The following is a 15,570-nucleotide window of genomic DNA, read 5'->3' as shown; positions in this document are numbered from 1 at the left end:
AGATATGACGCAAATTGCCTTCCCCAAATTGCTCTCTTCCCAGATTGCATTCGATATCGCGCGCACCATCCGCGACGGCTTCGACAAGCATTACCGCCTGTTCCGCGCAACCAGCCGGCAAGCCAAGCAGTATTTCGAGCAAGGCGCCTGGACCGCGGCACAGACGGCGGCCCGCGAACGCATCGACTTTTATGACAAGCGCGTGCAGGAATGCGTGCAGATGCTCGAAGATGAGTACGAAGAGTCGGAGTTGAGCGACGAAGTGTGGCGCGAACTCAAGCTGCACTATATCGGCATGCTGACGGCACACAAGCAGCCGGAACTGGCGGAAACCTTCTTCAATTCCGTCTGCTGCAATATCCTGCACCGCACGTATTTCAATAACGACTATATTTTCGTGCGTCCCGTGGTTTCCACGGAATACATCGACACGCAAGACCCGGTGCCCACCTACCGCGTGTATTACCCCGGCAAGGACGGCTTGCGCCACACCCTGATGCGCATGGTGAGCAACTTCCAGCTGGACTGCGTATTTGCCAACCTGGAGCGTGACGTGGCCCAGGTGGAAGCGCGCCTGCACCAGCTGTTCGGCGGCGACCGGCTGGAGCCGAACCACCAGATCCAGGTCTTGACCAGTTTGTTCTACCGCAACAAGGGCGCTTACCTGGTCGGCAAGGGCATCAACGGCAACCGCGAATATCCGTTTGTCGTGCCGATCCTGCACAACCGTCACGGCAAGCTGGTGCTCGACACGGTGCTGTTCGAGCACCAGCAGATTGCCGTGCTGTTTTCGTTTACGCGCGCGTATTTCCTGGTGGATATGGAAGTGCCGTCGGCCTATGTGCAATTCCTGCGCAGCTTGCTACCGCGCAAACCGCGCAGCGAAATCTATACGATACTGGGCCTGCAAAAACAGGGCAAGACGCTGTTTTACCGCGACTATCTGCAGCACTTGAAACACTCGTCGGACCACTTTGAAAGCGCGCCCGGCATCCGCGGCCTGGTGATGCTGGTGTTTGCCCTGCCGTCGTTTCCCTACGTCTTCAAGGTCATCAAGGATTTTTTCCCGCCGCCCAAGGAAACCACGCGCGTGCAAGTCCAGCAAAAGTATTTGCTGGTGAAACACCACGACCGCGTGGGCCGCATGGCCGACACGCTCGAGTATTCCAACGTGGCCTTTCCCCGCGCCCGTTTTGCCGCGGAACTGCTGGCCGAACTGAAACAGTTCGCCCCCTCGCTGATCGAAGAAGACCACGAGCAGATCATCATCCGCCACCTGTACATCGAGCGGCGCATGGTGCCGCTGAATATGTGGCTGAGCAATGCCGAGAAGGAAGGCCGCGATGACCTGGTCGAACACGGCATCGTCGAGTACGGCAACGCCATCAAGGAACTGGTGGCGGCGAACATTTTCCCTGGCGACATGCTGTATAAAAACTTTGGCGTGACGCGTCATCAACGTGTCGTTTTTTACGATTACGATGAAATCGAGTACATCACCGATTGCCAGTTCCGCGTCATCCCGCAAGCCCGTACGGAGGAAGAAGAAATGTCGGCCGAACCGTGGTATCCCATCGGCAAGCACGATGTGTTTCCCGAGCAATTCGGCACCTTCCTGCTGGGCAATCCCCGCATCCGCAAGTATTTCATGCAGCACCATGCCGACCTGCTGACGGCGCAATATTGGCAGGTGCGCAAGCAGCGCATCGAAGACGGCCATATCGAGGACGTCTTCCCGTATCCGCAGCACCTGCGTTTTTGTAAGCAACCACCATCCTCACCCCAACCGGAGATCCAACATGAATGATCCAGTCGTAATCGTCGGTGCCGCGCGCACCCCCATGGGCGCCTTCCAGGGCGATTTTGCCAACGTCACCGCCAGCGACCTGGGCGCCGTGGCCATCCGCGCCGCCGTCGAACGGGCCGGCGTGGCGCCGGACGCCGTCGAACACGTGTTTTTCGGCAATTGCCTGATGGCCGGCCAGGGCCAGGCGCCCGCCCGCCAAGCCTTGCGCAAGGCAGGCTTGCCCGATTCCACGGGCGCCGTGACGCTGTCAAAAATGTGTGGCTCGGCCATGCAGACGACCATGTTCGCGCATGACACCTTGCTCGCCGGCAGTGCCGACGTGGTGGTGGCGGGCGGCATGGAATCGATGACCAACGCCCCTTACCTGGTACCGAAGGCGCGTGGCGGCTACCGCATCGGTCACGGCATGATCTATGACCACATGATGATGGATGGCCTGGAAGACGCCTACAGCCGCGATGAAAAGGGCAATGCCCGCTCGATGGGCACGTTTGCCGAAGAGTGCGCCAGCCAGTACGGCTTCACGCGCGAAGCGCAGGATGCGTTTGCCATCGAATCGGTGAAACGCGCGCAAGCGGCCACCAAGGATGGCAGTTTCGAATGGGAAATCGTGCCCGTGACCGTTTCCGGCCGCGGCGGCGACACCATCGTCAGCATCGATGAAGGCCCGCAAAAAGCCCGCCTGGAAAAAATCCCGACCTTGAAAGCGGCGTTCAAGAAGGATGGCACCATCACGGCAGCCTCGTCTTCGTCGATCAACGATGGCGCGGCGGCCCTGGTACTGATGCGCGAATCGACGGCGAAAAAGCTCGGCTGCACCGTCATCGCAAAAATCCACGGCCACGCCACGCATGCACAGGCGCCGAATGAGTTCACCACGGCCCCCATCGGCGCGGTGAAAAAACTATATGCGAAAACGGGCTGGAGCAGCAGCAATGTCGATTTGTTCGAGATCAATGAAGCCTTCGCAGCCGTGCCGATGGCCGCCATGCACGACCTCGACATTCCACACAGCAAGATCAACATCCACGGCGGTGCATGCGCGCTGGGCCACCCGATCGGCGCCTCGGGCGCGCGCATCATCGTCACCCTGCTGGGCGCCTTGAAAAAAACCGGCGGCAAGCGCGGCGTGGCGGCCCTGTGCATCGGTGGCGGCGAAGCGACGGCGATGGCGATCGAACTGGTATAAGCTGCTCTGTTGACGACAGGCGCGCGCGGCGTGGACACGTTCGCTGCGCGCCTTTTCATTGGATTACCCAAGGAGAACACATGCCAACCGCATTGATCATCGGCGCCTCGCGCGGCATCGGCCACGAAATCGTCCGTCAATACCGCCACGATGGCTGGCGGGTGATCGCCACGGCACGCACACCGGACGCCTGCGACGCCCTCACGCAACTGGGCGTGGAAGCGCACCAGCTCGACGTGACGGATGTAGAAGGCTGTGCCGGCCTGGGCTGGAAGCTCGACGATGAAAAGCTCGACGTGGCCATCCTCAACGCGGGCGTGTACGGCCCCCGTCACGACGGTTCCCCCACGCAAGAAGATTTCGATGCCGTCATGCACACGAATGTGCTGGCGGCCATGCGGCTGCTGCCCATATTGGCGCCGCTGGTGAGCAATGCCAAAGGGAAACTGGCGGTGCTGTCCTCGCACATGGGCTCCTTGAGCGAGCGCGGCAACCCCAGCGGTTCGCTGTACCGCGCCAGCAAGGCCGCCCTGAATTCCGTGCTGATCGACACGGCCCTCGTGTATGGCCCGCAAGGCGTCAGCTGCGTCGCCTTCCACCCGGGCTGGGTACGCACGGACATGGGCGGCGCCGGCGCCGATATTTCGCCCGAGCAAAGCGCTGCCGGCATCCGCGCCACCCTGACCAGCTTGCCGGCCACGGACAAGGCTGTGTTCCGCAACTACGATGGCAAGCCCATCGCCTGGTAATTCCCGCATCCACCATAAAAACAAACGAGACGACGTCCCATGATACTCAATGAAGAACAGACAATGATCCAGGAAGCGCTGCGCAGTTTTTCGCGCGAGCGCCTGGCGCCCAACGCGGCCCGCTGGGACAAGGAACATCATTTCCCCAAGGAAGAATTGCAGGAACTGGCCGCCCTGGGCGCCTTTGGCGTGGCCGTGCCGGAAGCGCTGGGCGGCGCCGGTCTCGACTACGTGTCGCTGGCCCTGGTGCTGGAAGAAATCGCCGCCGGCGATGGCGGCACGTCGACCATCATTTCCGTCAACAATTGCCCCGTGTGCAGCATCGCCATGATGTACGCGAACGACGCGCAAAAGGAACAATGGCTGCGTCCGCTGGCGCAAGGCGCCATGCTCGGTGCATTTTGCCTGACGGAACCGCACACGGGCAGCGACGCCTCGGCCCTGCGCACCACGGCCACCCTCGACGGCAATGAATACGTCATCAACGGCACGAAGCAGTTCATTACCAGTGGCAAGTATGCGGACGTGGCCATCGTCATGGCCGTCACCGACAAAGCGGCCGGCAAGCGCGGCATCAGCGCCTTCTGGGTGCCGACGAACACGCCCGGCTACATCGTGGCGGGATTGGAACAGAAGATGGGCCAGCACTCGTCGGATACGGCGCAGATCCTGTTCGAGAATTGCCGCATTCCGACGGAAAATCTGATTGGCGAAGAAGGGCAAGGCTACAAGATCGCCCTTTCCGGCCTGGAAGGCGGACGCATCGGCATCGCTTCGCAAGCCGTGGGCATGGCGCGCGCCGCGTATGAAGCGGCCTTGAGCTATGCGCGCGAACGCGAAAGTTTCGGCAAACCCATCTATGAACACCAGGCCGTGCAATTCCGCCTGGCCGACATGGCCACGCAGATCGAAGCGGCGCGCCAGCTGATACGCCACGCGGCATCGATGAAGGATGCAGGCCTGCCCTGCCTGAAGGAAGCGGCCATGGCCAAGCTGTTTGCGTCGGAAATGGCGGAAAAAGTGTGTTCGGACGCCATCCAGGTGCACGGCGGCTATGGCTATGTGTCCGACTTCCCCGTCGAGCGCATCTACCGCGACGTGCGCGTATGCCAGATTTACGAGGGGACCAGCGATATTCAGAAAATCCTGATCGCCAGAGCTTTATAAAAAGCAGTAAAAGTCTCGGCGCCTTGAGCAACCGTAGCGAGCAAGCTCGATATCGGCTTGAGTAACGCAGCCGTACTGAAGTACGGCGAGTAACGCCGAGTCGAGAGCGGGCTGCGCAGTAGGTTGCTCAACACGCCAGCTATAGACGAAAAAAAAGCCCGCGGTCGCGGGCTTCGTTCCAATGTATTACCAATGCTTTAATCGTGTCATGGACGCCAGTGCTATCTGCAAAGTGCCTCCTGATTTTCGGACTCCCATGCTATCTGCATGGTGACTCCAAGTGTAAATCGACCAACGTATCCGGAATTACAAAATCCACTCTTCGCACTGTCACGCCATCGACATTACACCTGTCGGTCGCCGCGCTGAACTGGATGGTGAGATAATTTGCTGCCAAATCTCAATCACTGAACGGAGTATAGCACAGCTTTTTGTGCGGTGCAATAATCTTTTTAAATCAAGTCCTTAGCGCCAGCGGCTTGTCCTCTTCGCCGCCGCGGGCCACTCTTTCGTACTCGGAAATCACTTGCGCGCCCAGCAACAGCAGGGTGGCGCCGATTTCCAGGCTGAACATGACGACAATGGCCGTCGTCATCGAGCCGTACACGACGTTGACCTGCGACAAGGTCGAGAAATACCAGACCAACACATGGCGGGCGATTTCCCACAGCAGGGCCGCCGTCACGCCGCCGATCAGCGCATGCGTGATCGACAGCCGCCCGACGGGCATGACCAGGTAAATCGAACTCAGTACGAGAATTTCGCCCGCCAGCCCCAGCAAATACAGCAACACGCCGGACACCCCTTCCAGGCCCCAGTCGTGGCGCAAAAAGCGCACGCTTTCCTCGCCCATCACTTGCAGGCCGCCCGCCACCAGGGTAATGAGCAGGATGCCCGCACCCAGGCACAGGATGTAGCAGTACGGCAGAACGGCGGAAATGAGGAAATGGCGGCGGCGGATGGCCACGCGGTGGATAAAGATCACGCTCATGGCGTTCTCCAGCACGGTAAACGCCAGCGAGCTGAAAAACAGCATGGTCAGCAGCAGCAGCCAACCGATCACGCCCCGGTTGTTGAGAAAATGTGCGACTTCGGCCACGATGGCTTTCGATTGCCCTGGCACCAGCCATTCCAGGTAATGGCCGATGGTCCGCAACAGCTCATCTTCTGCAATCACGTGCGACAGGGCCACCACCACCAGCATCAACAGGGGCACGATGGAGAGCAGCGAGTAATACGCGACGGCGCCCGCGAGCAGCAAGCCCTGGTTGGCGCGGAAACCCTTCAGCACCTGCAGCACAAAGGCCAGCGGATGGCTGAGGATGTAGGTACTGGCGTGGCGGTTAATCATGTCGGGTGCGGTAAAGAAGGCGGCGCGGCCTCGTGCCACGCCTGCAATCACACTAGCATACTGACAATCGCCCCGCTGCACCGTACGCTAGCAGACGGCCGGCTCCAACAAGGTCAAGGTTTGCCGGTCCGCATCCAGGGTCGCCAATATGCCCATCGGTATCGTAAACTGGTGGCGGATATGGCCAAACGAGTAGCCGCTGACGGCCGGCACGCGTAAAGGCTGCAAATGCTGGTCCAGGGTGGCATCCAGGGTCAGCGCCGTGTCGCCCTCGGCCGCCTCGCAATGCTCGAAGATGCCCAGCATCAAGGCCGCCGCCTTGTTGAACCCCAAGGACAGCTCGAGCTGGCACAACATCCTGTCGATGCGGTAGGGCACTTCATTGATTTCTTCCAGGAAAAGGATGCGCTCGCGGAAATCAGCCGCATACGGCGTGCCGGCCAGCGCGCTGACCATGCACAGGTTGCCGCCCGTCAAGCGTCCCGTCGCCTGGCCGCCATGCACGGTGCGGATGGCGAAGTTGGCGTGCGTCTGCGCGCGGCGGTGGTTGTCCAGCGCCATCGGGATCGTGTAGCTGTCTTGCGGCGTCATCAGCACGTTTTGCAGCTGCGTCACCGTGTAGTCGGAAAACGTGGACGAGGCCACAGGACCGTGGAACGTCACCAGGCCCGTCTGGCGGACTATGGCCAGGTGCAGGGCCGTGATGTCGGAATAGCCGATCAGCACTTTCGGGTTGGCGCGGATCAAGGCGTAGTCGAGCAGCGCCAGCAGCGAGATGCAGCCGGAGCCGCCGCGGATGGCCCACACCGCCTTGACGTTCGGATCGCGGAACGCCGCGTGCAGATCGTCGAGACGCTGCTGCACCGTGCCCGCATAGTTGCCGTGCACGGCGCGAATGTTGGCGCCCAGGCTGGCGCGCAAGCCCAGCGATTCGATATTGCGCTGGGCCTTGGCGATGGCGTCCTCATCCGTAAAGCCGCCCGGTGCGATGATGGCGACCAAGTCGCCGTCGCGCAGGCGCGCCGGTTTGATCAATGCGTGTTGCTGTTGCATGCGTTTGCCCTTCCCTTGCGCGGCCGCCGCCCACACCGGTGTGCCTGCCGACCCCAGGGTGGCGGCCAGCAAGCCGCCGAAGCGGCGCCGGCTGAGATTGGTCTGACTGGACATGCGGCCCTTTCCTGGAATAAAAACGGCGACGCCAGGCGCCGCCGCACGAGAGTAGCATGCCGGCAATCTTGCCGCCGGCATGGCCGCCTTACATGAACTTGTACTTCAGCTGGAACGACAGCGAACGGCCGCGCGGGTCGGCCACGCGCGGATCCCAGCCGGCGCCCACCACTTCATCCACGTTGTGCGCGGTGAACGGTGGATCGCGGTCGAACAGGTTCTGGATACCCACGGTGATGGTGGTATTTTTGAAACCCGTGTACGTGCCCGACAAGTTATACGTGGTGTAGCTGGACACATCCGGCTTGAAGCCCGGTGGCGGCGTACCCTTGCCGCCATTCGGCACCTGATCCTTGTAGCCCGACGAAAAACTCTGGATCAGCAAGCCGCTCCAGTCGCCGCGCGACACGCCGAAGCTGGCATTGTGTTTCCAGCGCAGGTACAGATCGCGTGTATAAAACTTGCCGACCAGCTCCTGGTACTCCTGGCCTTGATATTCCGCAAACTTGAAGCTGTCCATATACGTGCCGTCCAGGGTCGCCGTCCATTTAGCGTCCTGGATCTTGCCTTCACCGCGTAAGCCCACGTCGAGACCGCGCACGCGGCTGCCTGCCGCATTGATCCAGCCCGCCTGCACGTATTCGATGGTGCCGTCTGGATTGCGATGGATGTACTGGTTCAGCGCCTGGTAATTGGCCAGCACGATTTGCGGCGTGCGGTTCAGGATGCGATCCTTGGTATTGATGGCCCAGTAGTCGAACGAGGCGGAATAGCCCTTGAATGGCTCGATGACGAAACCGACGCTGCCCTGCTTCGACGTTTCCGGCTTCAAATTCGTATTGCCACCCGTCTTGTAGTCGAGGCGGTCGATGGAGCAGTACTCGGGGACGCCCGGATGCTTGGCGCAGCCTTCCTGGTCGATCACGCCGTTCGGCAATTCCTGGCTCAGCGAACCGGAATACAACTGTTGGAAGCTTGGCGCAAGGAAACCCTTGCTGGCCGAACCACGGAACAGCAAGAAGTCGGTAGGCTGGTAGCGGAACGCCACTTTCGGATTCGTCGTCGCGCCCACCAGGCTGTAATCGTCGCGGCGGATAGCCAGCTGCATTTCCAGGTCCTTCGTGACCGGCACCAGCAACTCGGCATACACGGCCTTGACGGTACGGCTGGCATCTTTCAATGAAGCATTGCCCGGCGCCAGCAGGATCTGGATGGCGTCGACGTCTTGCCCAAAGCTGTAGCCCTCGCGGCGCAAGTCAAAACCGGCCGCCATGGCCAGCGCACCGGCCGGCAGCTGGAACAGCTCGCCCGAAACTGCCCCGTCGATCTGCGTCAGGGTCGTCTTGCCATGCTGGAAGTCGCCACGGAACTTGGTCGATTCGATCAATTGCTTGGCCGCTTCCGTCTGGCTCTGGCCGGCGCCCACCCAGGGATTGATGATGCCAGTCGCCAAAGCTGCGTACAACTTGTCCGTGTAGGAATAGCCATCCGTCAGCTTGGTCTTGGTGCTGCTTTCGGCGCGCGAAATGCCGGCCTTGTAATCCCACTTGCCAAAGTTACCCTCAAAGCCCACCAGCACGCGGGCATTGTCGGTCGTGTTTTCCTGCGTGCGGTTGCCCACGTCATTGGCGCGCCATTTATAGGAAATCGGCTTGGTCTTGTCGAAAGAAGGAATGTAGGCCGACAGATCCTGATAATACGCGCCACCGACCGGATACAAATTCTTGTTGGCGACGGTCGCCTGCACCTGCATCGGCGTCAAAATGGCCGTGGCCTTGGTGCGCGAACCGAGCACTTCGACAAACATGCGGTGGTCAGGCGCCAACTGGAACGTGCCGCGCGACAGCAGATTGGCCCGCTCGACAGGGAATTGCAGCACATAGTCGGCGCCATAGTCATACGCACAGGAATATTTGGTGCGCAGCGGCGAGGTCACGTCTTTCCACAGCTCCGTCTGGTATTGCGACATGCCGGCGACGCTGTCGCACTTGCCCTGGAAACTCAGCGGATTGGCTTGCAGGTATTTGTTTGGATCGCCAGGCAGCTGGAACGAGGTATGCAATGCCGTGCCGGCGCCCGCCATCTGGTTGGCGAACGGCGTGCCCGTGGTATCGGGCGACAGGCCACGGCCCGGCTGGTAGCCGTTGACGAAGGAGCGGTCGCTGCCGTTAAGACGCTCGGCCTTGTCGACGGTCAGGCTGGCCATGATGTTGTAGCGGTCGCTTTCCAGCGAACCCGTGCCGGCCAGGATGGAAGCGCGGCGCGTGGCGCCGCCGCCTGCCTGCGTGTCATTGGTGGAGACGGACGCTTCCACGCCGCTGTAATTGGTTTTCAGAATGAAATTGATCACGCCGCCGATGGCATCCGTGCCGTAGATGGCCGAGGCGCCATCCTTGAGAATTTCCACGCGTGAAATTGCGCCCAGCGGAATCGAGTTCAGATCGACCGACTTGCCGCTGGCGCCGTGCGTGGCGATGCGGCGGCCATTCAACAGCACCAGGGTGCTCGACGGTCCCAGGCCGCGCAGCGAGGCGAACGAGGCGCCGCCGCTAACCCTGTCGGCATCGGCGCCAAACACGTTATTGCCCGAAGTCATGTTATCGGCGCCCGTGCCATTCGCCGACAGGGTGCGCACCAGTTGCTCGGTCGTCGTGATGCCCTGCTTTTCGATCTGGTCAAAGGTGATGACTTGCACCGGCAGCGCGCCTTCCTTGGCCACGCGCTTGATGCTGCTGCCCGTCACTTCGACCCGTTGCATCGATGGCGGCACCGCTTCCTGTGCCACGACCGGCCCCACCACCCCCATCAATGCCACCAACTGCGCTAGCTTCTTCAATTTCACAGGTCTTCTCCTTGTTGGGCAATCGAAACTTGAGTTATCAAGTCAGGCTGTATAGATATGTCGCAACGTCTGTCTCGCAGTACATTTTTTTATGACATTTGCGCATGACTTTATTTGTTTTCATTTTCAGAGTAGCGCGATGCATCCGCGGCCAGCCAATGAAAAATGCTTTCCTAACCATAACTTTTTGGAATGAATGCCCTTTTCAGCGACATGGTCACTTGCCTGCGGGGCTAGCCTTGGTTTTATCCACGTCCAGATAGCGCCAGGACGTGAATTCCACGGGGTGACGCCTGTAGTTTTTTAGCCACGGTTGCTGCAGGTCGGCGGAGATGGGATGTGTCAGCAGCACCCACGGCGTGTAGGCGTGGATTAGCTGAAACAGGTCGAAGTACAGACTGCGTCGGCGCGGCGTATCGGATAGCAGGCGCGCCTCCTCATAGCGTTTATTGTAATCGGGCAAGTTGAAGCGGGCATAGTTGGCGCGGCCAACGTTGCCGCCATACAACAATTGCATAAAGTTATCGCCATCGGGGAAGTCGGCGATCCAGTTGGTCTCGAACATCTGCACCTTGCCCAGGCGCGACGCCTTGATGATTTCCGTCTTCTTGTCGCTTTTAAATTCCACGCGCAGACCGATGGCGTTCAGGTTGCGGCGCCACAGCTCATCGCGCAGGCGTCCCACCGTGCTCGGTTCCGTGTGCATCGTCAGGATCAAGGGCTTACCGTCCGGCTGGGTGCGAAAACCATCGGCGCCCGCCTTGTAGCCAAAGCGCTCCAGCAGGGCGCGCGCCAGCACGGGATCGTAGCCGACGGGGCTGCGGTAGTTCTTGTCGTAACCGAGCACATTGGGCGGCAGCGGCGACTGCGCCGGCAAGGCCAGGCCTTTCTTCAACAGCGCGATGTCTTCGCGGCTGTTGTAGCTGAGGGCGATGGCGCGCCGCAGGGCCAGCTTGTCCTTGGTCGTACCACCCAGCACGGGATCGTCCATGTTCATCCACATGTAATACGTCTGCAGCACGGGAAAGCGCGTCAGTTGCAGACCCTTGGCGGCCAGCGCCGGTTTCAGGGCGCCGTTTTCCAGCACCATGTCCGTCATCGATTCGGGCACTTGCTCCAGGTAATCGAATTCGCCTTTCAGAAAACCCAGCATGCGCGATTGATATTCCTCGACGATGCGCACCTCGATGCGCTCGACCAGGGGCAAGTGCTTGCCTTCCAGCGCGGTGGCGATGGCGCGCGCATCCAGCGGCAAGGCGGCCAGCGCCTTGGCTTCCGTATGGAATACGGTGGGGCGGAAAGTCGGATTGGCCTGCAGCACGATCTTGTCGCTACGTTTCCATTCCTTCACCAGGAACGGCCCCGTGCCCACGGGATGGTTGCCGATCTGCCCCGGCGCCGCATACGCTTCGGCCACTTCGCGCGCCACCACGCCGGTGGCCGGCATGGCCAGGTAAAACAGGAAGTTCGGGTCGACGCCGTTCAGGCGGATGCGCAGGGTGTATTTGTCCAGCGCCTGCAAGCCGGCGATCGGCGTGTCGTAGCTGAATTTGGCTTTCAGGGCCGCATCACCCACCAGCTTATCTTCCAGCAAGAACAACCACGGCGACTTCAGGCTAGGGTCATACAGCCGCGTCAGGCTGTAGACATAATCCTGCGCCGTCACTTCGCGCGGCTTGCCCTTGAAGGCGGGATCGGGGGTAAAGAAAATACCGGGCTGCAAGTGAAAGATATACGTGCGTCCGTCATCTTCCACGGTCGGCAAGCCGCGCGCCGTATTGCCCTGCAGTTGCACGGGGCGCGCCAGGTAGTCATAGCGCAGCAAGGGGTCAAATATGTTTTCCATCAAGTTCAGGCTGGCCAGGTCCGACGCCACGGCCGGGTCCAGGCCCGTCTCGCTAGTGCTGAGAAACAGTTTTAATGTCTTGCCCGCCCGGCCCGCCACGGCATCGGTGGCGGCGTGGGCCGGTACAGTGAAAAGCGTCAACAGGGCCAGGCCGGCGGCGCAGGCGGTTTTGCGTAAAAACATCATCAGTGATCCAGTGCAGACAAGGTAACGAACAGCGATAAGCGACAGGCATCCCCCACACTACGCGGGCAAGCTGCGGGGCGCCAATGAAAACAGGCTGCCAGCTTATAACTTTTTGGCATGCGATTGCTGCATTCTTTCATCAACTCGTATCGGGCTGCCCCTATACTTTGTTTGCAGACATTTTTCACTCCCGACACACAGAACTGATCGCATATGGCACTTAATTACATCTGGTCCGGCTTTTTCCTCGTTGGCTTCCTGGCCGCAGTGCTGCAGTGGCTGTTTCTTGGCGATACCGATATCTTCAAGCGCATCATCGATGGCACGTTCGAAACGGCGCGCATGGGCGTGATGGATATCGCCCTGCCGCTGGCCGGCGTGATGACCTTGTGGCTCGGCATCATGAACATCGGTGAAAAAGCGGGCATCGTCGGCTGGCTGGCGAAAGTGATCGCGCCCTTCTTTTCGCGCATCTTCCCGGAAATCCCGAAAGACCATCCCGCGACCGGCCACATGGTGATGAATTTCTCGGCCAACCTGCTGGGCCTGGACAATGCGGCCACGCCGTTCGGCTTGAAAGCCATGGAAAGCCTGCAAACCTTGAATCCGAACAAGGAAGAGGCGACGAATGCGCAAATCATGTTTTTGGTGCTGCACACCTCGGGCCTGACCCTGATTCCACTGGCCATCATGGCGCAACGCTCCATCCTCGGCGCAGCCGACCCGTCCGACATCTTTATCCCCTGCATGATCGCCACCTATGTGGCCACCGTGGTCGGCATCATCACGGTATCCATCAAGCAACGCATCAACTTGCTCAACCGGGTCGTGCTGGGCTGGATGGGCGGCATGACGAGCGCCATCGTCGCCATGATCTGGTACTTCACGCAATACCTGACAAAGCAGGAAATCGAGCTGGTCTCCAAGGTGGTCAGCAACCTGGTGTTGATCAGCGTCATCGCCATCTTCATCATCGGCGCGCTGCGCAAGAAGGTGAATGTGTATGACGCCTTCATCGAGGGAGCGAAGGGCGGCATCCAGACATCCATTACCGTGATTCCCTATCTGGTCGGCATGCTGGTGGCCATCAGCGTGATCCGCAACGCGGGCGTATTCAATTTCCTGATGAGCGGCATGAACTGGTTCTTCGCCAACCTGGGCATCAATACGGACTTCGTGCCCGCCCTGCCGACGGCCATGATGAAGCCGCTCAGCGGCTCCGGCTCGAAAGCCATGATGATCGACGCCATGAATACCTACGGCGTCGATTCCTTCGTCGGCCGCCTGGCCTGCGTCTTCCAGGGCTCGGCCGACACCACCTTCTATATCGTGGCCCTGTATTTCGGTTCCGTCGGCATCCGCAAGACGCGCTATGCGATCACGGCCGGCCTGATCGCGGACCTGGCCGGCGTGATCACCGCCGTCTTTGTCGCCTACGTCTTTTTCCACTAAGGAGCACCATGTTACGTCCTGTTCTGATGGCTGCGCTTTTGGCGGGTCTTGGCCTGTCGACTGCCCACGCGCAATTGCCCGAATCCGTCAGCCTGCTGCTGCGCAGCGCGAATATTCCCGAAGACGCCATGGGCGCCATCGTCTTGCGTGGCAACACCACCGTGCTGTCGCATGGCGCCGAGCGCAGCATGCAACCGGCCTCCACCATGAAGCTGGTGACGACGGCCGTGGGCCTGGAGCAATTAGGCCCCATCTTTCGCGGGCGCACGGAACTGCGCACCAGCGCCGACGTCATCAATGGCGTACTGAAGGGCGACTTGATCCTGCGCGGCGGCGCCGACACGGATTTCAATGCCGACGTGCTGGCGCACATGCTGCAAACCTTGCGCAACCAGGGCATCGTGAAAATCAAGGGCGATTTGATCCTCGACCGCCAGCTATTCCAGCCGGCCCGGCCCGATATCGGCGCACCGCCTTTCGATGAGTCGGCAGAGTTCCGCTACAACGTCATCCCCGATGCCTTATTGCTGAACACCAATTTGCTCGATATCAACATGAACTCGACGGACCGGCAATTGAGCATCCTCATGCAGCCGCCGCTCGAGAATGTCAGCATCACGAGCGACATGAAGCTGGTCAAGGGCAGCTGCGCCAGATGGGAAGATGGCTGGCGTCCGCCCGAGTACCGGCGCGATGCGAGCGGCAAGCTGCAGGTGATCCTGCACGGCACCTTCCCACAAAATTGCAGCAAGGTCACCAGCATCAATGTGCTCGACCGCAACGATTATGCGGACCGCTTGTTCCGTGCGACCTGGAAACGCCTGGGTGGCACGATCACGGGCGCGGTGCGCGAAGCGCCGGCAACAGGCTTGCCGCCGACGGCCGAGCCGGTCGGTACGCGCATGCTGGCCGACCATGTGGCGCGTGCCTTGCCGGAGGTCTTGCGCGATATCAACAAGACGTCCGACAACACCCTGGCCCGCACGCTGTTCCTGAGCCTGGGTAGTTTGCAGAGCGATGGCTGGCTGGGTAGCCGCCCCGTTGCCATGGCGGCGCCGGAAGACACGGCCACGCGCGCGCGGCTAGTCATCCAGGAATGGTTCCAGCGGCACAATATCGATACCCAAGGCATGCTGGTCGACAACGGTTCCGGCCTATCGCGCACGGGACGCATTGCGCCGGCGCAACTGGCCGGCGTGCTGCAAGCGATGCAGCAAAGCCCGTGGGCGCCCGAGTTCCAGTCCAGCCTCCCCATCGCCGCACTGGACGGCACCATGCGCAAACGCATGCTGAACAGTCCGGCCGCCGCGCGCGCGCGCATCAAGACGGGCACATTAAAAAATGTGGTGGCCATCGCCGGCTACGTGCCCGACGCCAACAACCAGCTGTGCGTGGTGGTCGCCATGATCAATAGCGATCTGGTGCGCAACGGCAACGGCCGCGCTGCTGTCGATGCGCTGATCGAGTGGGTAGCCAGGAGCGGCGCCACGCCGGTGGTGGCTGGCCAATAAAAGGGAAGCAAAGACAGAAAGGCAGCGCGTAGCGCTGCCTTTCTCTCGTCTGTTGCGCGGCACCGGGGTCTGACCCTCAATACCGCTAACGTCAGATTCGACGCCAACGCGCGAGGGCGTCTGACCCCAGCTTTCATTTGGGGCTCACCATCACAAACCGGCAGACGAAAAAAAACCCGATCATTGCTGATCGGGTTTTTCTCTACTACGAATAACAAGCCTGACGATAACCTACTTTCACACTGGTTGCAGCACTATCATCGGCGCAAAGTTGTTTCACGGTCCTGTTCGGGATGGGAAGGG

Annotated in this window: 10 protein-coding genes; 6 read left to right on the top strand and 4 right to left on the bottom strand. The window is 60.5% G+C overall.

Features of this window, described 5'->3' with window-relative positions:
* The first annotated feature begins 4 nt into the window (after window positions 1-4).
* The 4 genes from aceK to ACQ4WY_RS24460 all read left to right on the top strand — a co-directional run bounded on the left by aceK (window position 5) and on the right by ACQ4WY_RS24460 (window position 4,912).
* Window positions 5-1,807, top strand: coding sequence for a bifunctional isocitrate dehydrogenase kinase/phosphatase (gene aceK, locus ACQ4WY_RS24475; protein ID WP_436506306.1), 1,803 nt, complete (start codon window positions 5-7; stop codon window positions 1,805-1,807).
* A complete protein-coding gene (locus ACQ4WY_RS24470; protein WP_436506305.1) occupies window positions 1,800-2,996 on the top strand; it encodes an acetyl-CoA C-acyltransferase in 1,197 nt (398 codons plus the stop codon). Before aceK ends, ACQ4WY_RS24470 begins: the two co-directional genes overlap by 8 nt.
* An 80-nt stretch (window positions 2,997-3,076) precedes the next feature.
* Entirely contained in the window at window positions 3,077-3,745 is a 669-nt protein-coding gene (locus ACQ4WY_RS24465; RefSeq protein WP_436506304.1) for an SDR family oxidoreductase, read from the top strand.
* Between the two features lie 39 nt (window positions 3,746-3,784).
* Complete coding sequence (locus ACQ4WY_RS24460; protein ID WP_436506303.1) at window positions 3,785-4,912, top strand: acyl-CoA dehydrogenase family protein; 1,128 nt, start codon at window positions 3,785-3,787, stop codon at window positions 4,910-4,912.
* 457 nt (window positions 4,913-5,369) lie between these two features.
* Here the strand turns inward: ACQ4WY_RS24460 and ACQ4WY_RS24455 are convergent, their stop codons facing one another.
* The 4 genes from ACQ4WY_RS24455 to ACQ4WY_RS24440 form a co-directional block, all read right to left on the bottom strand.
* Window positions 5,370-6,263 carry a YihY/virulence factor BrkB family protein gene (locus tag ACQ4WY_RS24455; RefSeq protein ID WP_436506448.1) on the bottom strand — a complete coding sequence of 298 codons (894 nt, stop codon included), beginning with the start codon at window positions 6,261-6,263 and terminating at the stop codon, window positions 5,370-5,372.
* Between the two features lie 87 nt (window positions 6,264-6,350).
* On the bottom strand, window positions 6,351-7,430 hold the full coding sequence (locus ACQ4WY_RS24450; RefSeq protein WP_436506302.1) for a S66 peptidase family protein: 1,080 nt from the start codon (window positions 7,428-7,430) through the stop codon (window positions 6,351-6,353).
* Between the two features lie 88 nt (window positions 7,431-7,518).
* On the bottom strand, window positions 7,519-10,272 hold the full coding sequence (locus tag ACQ4WY_RS24445; RefSeq protein WP_436506301.1) for a TonB-dependent receptor: 2,754 nt from the start codon (window positions 10,270-10,272) through the stop codon (window positions 7,519-7,521).
* Between the two features lie 217 nt (window positions 10,273-10,489).
* Window positions 10,490-12,301, bottom strand: a complete 1,812-nt coding sequence (locus ACQ4WY_RS24440) for an ABC transporter substrate-binding protein (protein WP_436506447.1) — start codon at window positions 12,299-12,301, stop codon at window positions 10,490-10,492.
* Between the two features lie 216 nt (window positions 12,302-12,517).
* Here ACQ4WY_RS24440 and ACQ4WY_RS24435 point away from each other — a divergent pair, with 216 nt between their 5' ends.
* Together ACQ4WY_RS24435 and dacB are read left to right on the top strand one after the other, a co-directional pair.
* A complete protein-coding gene (locus ACQ4WY_RS24435; protein ID WP_035823177.1) occupies window positions 12,518-13,756 on the top strand; it encodes a nucleoside recognition domain-containing protein in 1,239 nt (412 codons plus the stop codon).
* A gap of 8 nt (window positions 13,757-13,764) precedes the next feature.
* Window positions 13,765-15,267 carry a D-alanyl-D-alanine carboxypeptidase/D-alanyl-D-alanine endopeptidase gene (gene dacB / locus ACQ4WY_RS24430; protein ID WP_436506300.1) on the top strand — a complete coding sequence of 501 codons (1,503 nt, stop codon included), beginning with the start codon at window positions 13,765-13,767 and terminating at the stop codon, window positions 15,265-15,267.
* Window positions 15,268-15,570 lie beyond the last annotated feature (303 nt).

The organism is Janthinobacterium salmonicoloratum, assembly GCF_051380845.1.
Classification (GTDB): Bacteria; Pseudomonadota; Gammaproteobacteria; order Burkholderiales; family Burkholderiaceae_D; genus Janthinobacterium; species Janthinobacterium lividum_F.
This window is presented reverse-complemented; position numbering and strand designations above follow the sequence as displayed.

What these genes read in the sequence shown, in the direction of transcription:
- aceK (WP_436506306.1), top strand. Translation starts at nt 5, where the DNA reads ATGACGCAAATTGCCTTCCCCAAATTGCTCTCTTCCCAGATTGCATTC.
- ACQ4WY_RS24470 (WP_436506305.1), top strand. Translation starts at nt 1,800, where the DNA reads ATGAATGATCCAGTCGTAATCGTCGGTGCCGCGCGCACCCCCATGGGC.
- ACQ4WY_RS24465 (WP_436506304.1), top strand. Translation starts at nt 3,077, where the DNA reads ATGCCAACCGCATTGATCATCGGCGCCTCGCGCGGCATCGGCCACGAA.
- ACQ4WY_RS24460 (WP_436506303.1), top strand. Translation starts at nt 3,785, where the DNA reads ATGATACTCAATGAAGAACAGACAATGATCCAGGAAGCGCTGCGCAGT.
- ACQ4WY_RS24455 (WP_436506448.1), bottom strand. Translation starts at nt 6,263, where the DNA reads ATGATTAACCGCCACGCCAGTACCTACATCCTCAGCCATCCGCTGGCC.
- ACQ4WY_RS24450 (WP_436506302.1), bottom strand. Translation starts at nt 7,430, where the DNA reads ATGTCCAGTCAGACCAATCTCAGCCGGCGCCGCTTCGGCGGCTTGCTG.
- ACQ4WY_RS24440 (WP_436506447.1), bottom strand. Translation starts at nt 12,301, where the DNA reads ATGTTTTTACGCAAAACCGCCTGCGCCGCCGGCCTGGCCCTGTTGACG.
- ACQ4WY_RS24435 (WP_035823177.1), top strand. Translation starts at nt 12,518, where the DNA reads ATGGCACTTAATTACATCTGGTCCGGCTTTTTCCTCGTTGGCTTCCTG.
- dacB (WP_436506300.1), top strand. Translation starts at nt 13,765, where the DNA reads ATGTTACGTCCTGTTCTGATGGCTGCGCTTTTGGCGGGTCTTGGCCTG.